Origin of the sequence: Psychrobacter sp., assembly GCF_035469765.1 — a bacterium.
Lineage (GTDB): Bacteria > Pseudomonadota > Gammaproteobacteria > Pseudomonadales > Moraxellaceae > Psychrobacter.
Genome location: NZ_DATIRM010000398.1, coordinates 1 through 4,847 on the forward strand (window position 1 = coordinate 1; position 4,847 = coordinate 4,847).

The 4,847-nt window shown below is 41.7% G+C and carries 5 protein-coding genes; 3 read left to right on the forward strand and 2 right to left on the reverse strand.

The features are described from left to right. Positions 1-1,025: PhoH family protein (locus tag VLN09_RS11120; protein WP_325246516.1), on the forward strand; the 1,025-nt coding region annotated here is incomplete at its 5' end. A 97-nt stretch (positions 1,026-1,122) separates the two neighbouring features. Continuing rightward, positions 1,123-1,743, forward strand: a complete 621-nt coding sequence (gene ybeY / locus VLN09_RS11125; protein WP_325246518.1) for an rRNA maturation RNase YbeY — start codon at positions 1,123-1,125, stop codon at positions 1,741-1,743. Here ybeY and VLN09_RS11130 read toward each other — a convergent pair. Together VLN09_RS11130 and VLN09_RS11135 are read right to left on the reverse strand one after the other, a co-directional pair. Next, the gene (locus VLN09_RS11130) at positions 1,740-2,615 is read right to left on the reverse strand and encodes a mechanosensitive ion channel family protein (protein WP_325246521.1); all 876 of its coding nucleotides are present in this window, start codon (positions 2,613-2,615) and stop codon (positions 1,740-1,742) included. The two genes, ybeY and VLN09_RS11130, sit on opposite strands and share 4 nt — an antisense overlap. 65 nt (positions 2,616-2,680) lie before the next feature. After that, positions 2,681-3,625 (reverse strand): TonB family protein, encoded by a 945-nt coding sequence (locus VLN09_RS11135; protein ID WP_325246523.1) that lies wholly within the window; start codon positions 3,623-3,625, stop codon positions 2,681-2,683. A gap of 255 nt (positions 3,626-3,880) precedes the next feature. Here VLN09_RS11135 and VLN09_RS11140 point away from each other — a divergent pair, with 255 nt between their 5' ends. Continuing rightward, complete coding sequence (locus VLN09_RS11140) at positions 3,881-4,690, forward strand: hypothetical protein (RefSeq protein ID WP_325246525.1); 810 nt, start codon at positions 3,881-3,883, stop codon at positions 4,688-4,690. Positions 4,691-4,847 lie beyond the last annotated feature (157 nt).

The window sequence follows — 4,847 nt, forward strand, 5'->3', positions numbered from 1 at the left end:
ACAACAATCACATGAAATACATTCAACAACGTCTCGATATTAAAATCAGCCAACGCCAAGGTGACTTTTGTCTAAGTGGCGACATATTGGGTGTCGAGCGCGGTGAACGTATTATTTATAAAATGGTCGATGAAGCACAAAATACCAAAGATATCAGCGCAGAAGAGTTGCATCTCATCATACAATCAAGCCTTTCGCGTGATGAGGATATTGAAGAAGATGAAGCGCAATTGGCGGATGAAGAAGAAGTGTTAGACGCCCCAAGTGACTTTACGCCTATCAGCTTACGTACTCGTAACGGCAAAATTATTCCACGTGGTGGCAATCAGCAGCGTTATGTCAGAGATATTTTATCGTCTGACGTGTCGTTTGGTATTGGACCTGCCGGTACCGGTAAGACTTATCTTGCCGTTGCTTGTGCGGTTGATATGATTGAGCGCAATGAGATTGAACGTATTTTACTGGTACGTCCTGCGGTAGAAGCGGGTGAGAAACTGGGCTTTTTACCGGGTGATTTAACCCAAAAAATCGATCCATATTTGCGTCCATTGTACGATGCGCTGTATGAGATGCTTGGGTTTGAGAAAGTGGGCAAAATGCTTGAAAAGCAAATCATTGAAATTGCCCCGCTTGCCTATATGCGTGGTCGCACGCTTAATAACTCGTTTGTGATTTTGGATGAAGCGCAAAATACCACACCTGAGCAAATGAAGATGTTTTTGACGCGTTTAGGTTTTGGTTCACGTGCGGTCATTACTGGTGATATTACGCAGGTCGATTTGCCACGTGGTACTAAATCAGGACTGGCGCAAGCGATGGAAATCTTAAGTGGTATTGAAGAAATTCGTATCACAAAATTTGATTCAAAAGACGTGGTACGCCATCAATTGGTACAAAAAATCGTTGAAGCTTATGATGTCTATGATGACGAGCAATTGATACTAGAAGAAAAGCGTAAGCAAGCGCGTTTTATCGCTGAACAAGAGCGCAAACAAGCAATGATGGATGCAACAGCCAAACTCTAACTTATCATAATACAAGCATATTAGTAAAAAACCGGATTTGATATCCGGTTTTTTACTGTTAGATATTTTTTAATTGATATAAAAAAAGGATTATGGCATGAGCCAAGACAGTAATAACGATGCTAACAATAATATTGACGATAATTTTACTAACAATTTCAATAGTAGCGAAAGCTTAGACACGCTCGATATAAGTGCCTCAGAGAGTATCCATGACGATATATTGGAAACGTTTTATAATCGCGAAAATTTAGTGCAAGTCATGATGGCGACGTTAGATTATATCGATGAGCAGGTAAAAGAGGGTCTGATATTGCCGTACTTTGACGATATCGATGCTGAGCAGTGGCAAGAGAAGATTAAAGTGCTAGATATTTATATTACGGATGAAGATGAAGGTCGCGAGTTGAATTTGGAAGCGCGTCAAAAGGACTATGCAACCAATATTCTATCTTACCCAAGCGACTTGCCTGCCGCAATCATTGGACTGATGCCAACTTTACCACTTGGCGAGCTAATCATTTGCCATGTAGTGATGATACGTGAAGCGGCAGAGCAAAACAAAGAAGCTGTGCAGCATATTAGCCATTTATTAGTCCATGGCATACTGCACTTGCTCGGCTTTGATCATGAGCTCGGACAAGCCGAGCAAGATGAGATGGAGCGCTTTGAGATTGAAATTTTGGCAGGGCTAAATATCCCAAACCCTTATAACTAATCTTTTTTCGTTAGCAGTTTTTGCGCTTGATCCATTTGATTAATCATCTGATCAAGCCCTTTAACATGGACATTGCGCTGCGGGAATGGAATGTCAATCTTGTTATCGTCTAGCGCATATTTAAACTGTTCCAATAGATCGCACTGCATTGACCACCAATCGTCGTTAGTCGTCCAGACGTTTAAGGTTAAATCAACGGAGTTATCGCCCAAATTGGTCACACGGATAACCGGTGCAGGATCAGTAAACGCCATTGGATTGGTGATTGCCAAATTTAGCATAACATCCTTGGCAGTTTTGATATCAGCATCATAGCCTATGCCTACCGTAATATCGACGCGGCGATTGGGCAATGAGGTGTAATTGATGACGGCTGAAGTGGTGATATCGCTATTAGGAATGATAACATCGTGATTATTAATCGTCGTTAGATGGGTATTGACCAAGGTAATTTCTGTTACGGTGCCCGTATAGCTACTGATTTGCACATAATCGCCACGTACAAAGGGGCGAAAAGTGACAATCATAATGCCCGCTGCAAAATTAGACAACTGATCTTTAAGCGATAAACCAATCGCAACCGCTGCACCACCCAAGATAGCAACGACTGAGGTAGTTTGTACCCCAACTTTACTCAGCGCCGCTAGAACTACGACCACCAGCAACATGCCATAGATAAGCCGACCTAAAAAATTGGCGACCGTGTCATCTAAGTGACTACGCAGCATAATCTTATGCGTGAATGTCACCGCTTTCTTTGCAAGCCAGTGCCCTACAATAAATATTAGCAGCGCTAACGCAACTTTGGCAGCAAGGCTCAAAGCGTTATTGGTTAAGGTGGCAACATCAAGGGTAAAACCTAAAAATTCCATATAAACTCTTTATTCTATATCTGTGTGTTATCTGTTTAATACTTAAAAATGCAGTACTGCTGGTATTAATACGTCACTTCTACCGTATCACTATAACGATAGGTGCGTATTAGACGCAATTCAACAATGTCTTTCATGTCTGTGGTAAATTTACCAAATGGCGCGGCTTGCCTGACTGATTGTTTAGCCGCCTCATCTAAGATAGTTGAATTTGAGCTCTCAAGCAAACGTATGGCTTTGATATTACCGTCGTTAGCGATAATGACCATTAAGCGCACTTCACCCGTGATACTTTGTGCCCGCGCTTGGGCAGGATATTGCAGGTTACCAACGCGTTCAACGTGCTCACGAAAGGTATTGATATAATCCGCTGCAGCGCCATGTGTTGTTGAGTTGCTGTCCATGGTCACCACTTTTGATTTGGTGGCGTAAATTTGTTGACGCTGAGACAGCTGTGCCTCCAAGGTAGCGATTTGCTTACGCAGGCGCTCTTCTTGTACCCTCATATCATCTTGCGCTTGTTTACTATCATTATCAGACTCTACGCTTGCATGACGCCAGCTTAGCGTGGTGCGCAGGTAGCTTTCTTGATAACGCTGCTGGTGCACTTGCCGCTGCAAGCGAATTACATCTTGTGTCTCACTCATTTGCTCAGCGGACAAAGGACTGCTTTGGTCGGTTTCTTGGCGCAATTGCTCCTGCACAGTGCCGCCGCCTTGTTGTGATGCATTGGCAATAAACTGCGCATCTTCATTTGGCTGCATATTATCCGTCAGCGCTTTGGCGACGTCTTGCATCAATCCGGCAGGGTCTTGCCCCATCGAAAAACTGATACCGAAGATAATCAACGCATGCACGGTAATTGCAATAACAATCGCCATCGGCAAGCTGATATCGCGTTTTGGTGCTTGCGCTGAAAAATGGTAGCTCTGTGAGTCTTTAATATACACCGCAGTCGGTCTCAGCTTATGAATATAAAGGCGGTCATCAATAAACGTGGTAATATCCATACCTATTGCCCATGCCGGCGCCATCATAACATGACATAGAATTGTGTCGCTAGCACAACCGTATACCATAAATTCACAGTAGCCTCTCAACAATTTATCATTACTTACGGTTAGAGGTATACTCTAAGTCGCACTGTTTTCATAAATATCAGAGTATTAATATCTTTAAGAAAGGTAAGCTGACAAGTTACTGACGTTCATTTAGCTCACCTCGTTTTTAATATATACTGCTTGATACCGGTAACGCTTTTTATAATGATAAGGATAATAAGTTTGAGTAGCTTTAATAATATGAGTGATAACGTCAATCATTCAGACCCTTTTGATGACTTTTTTGAGAATCTCGGCTACCGCTTTGATGAATCATTCAGTGATGGTTGGGAGCGGCTAACCCAATCAATTAAAGAGATATATAACAAAACTACTGACAAACTTGAAGATGAGATTTCATTGCCGCTGGCGCAATCTTATGTCAACGATGCGCTAAAAACTTATGTCACTGACAATGTAAAAGCCATCTTAGAGCTGCGTGTTGAGATACATGAAGACTGGTTTCGCTTATACTGCACGGTCGATACAGGCGGCATTTATGTAGAAGTCGCGAGTAATTTTCGCCTCGTACATGCACAGCTCGATCGCAATGTGCAGCGTTTTGTTTTTGGTCAACTGACCTATACCGACATCTTAAATCTGCGCTGCGAATCTTTTTTTAAGCGTCAAGGTATCAAGCTGTTTATCTGGTTTTACCACCGTATCCTAAAAAAGGATCCACTGGGCTTTCTCTTATCTTATATTAATATTGCACGCGCCAAAAATGAGATTATCTATATTGATATCAATCGTTGGCTGAAGAAGAATAAGAAAGTTATCAGCACCTTACACAAGGTACAGGTCAACTATGGTGAGCTTGAAGAAGAGCAGCTGATATTAAAAGCACAGATTAATTATCGTGATTTACTATCCTCAAACAGCAACGAAGATATCATCACTGAAAAAGATGAGCCGGTACAGGTACAAGGTCCTGTTAACCCTCTAGATGCGGCGAATGTGGCGAGCCAAATTTAAAATATCATAAGCTCTCAGTTCTTATAACTTTGCTCTCTTATAATTTTTATCTCTTATAAAAAAACGCTGTATTTTGTTAGACGAGAGTCTTCAAGATACAGCGTTTTTCTTTTGTTAAAAATGTTCAAATAAATGACACTCGATAATACTCTATGAC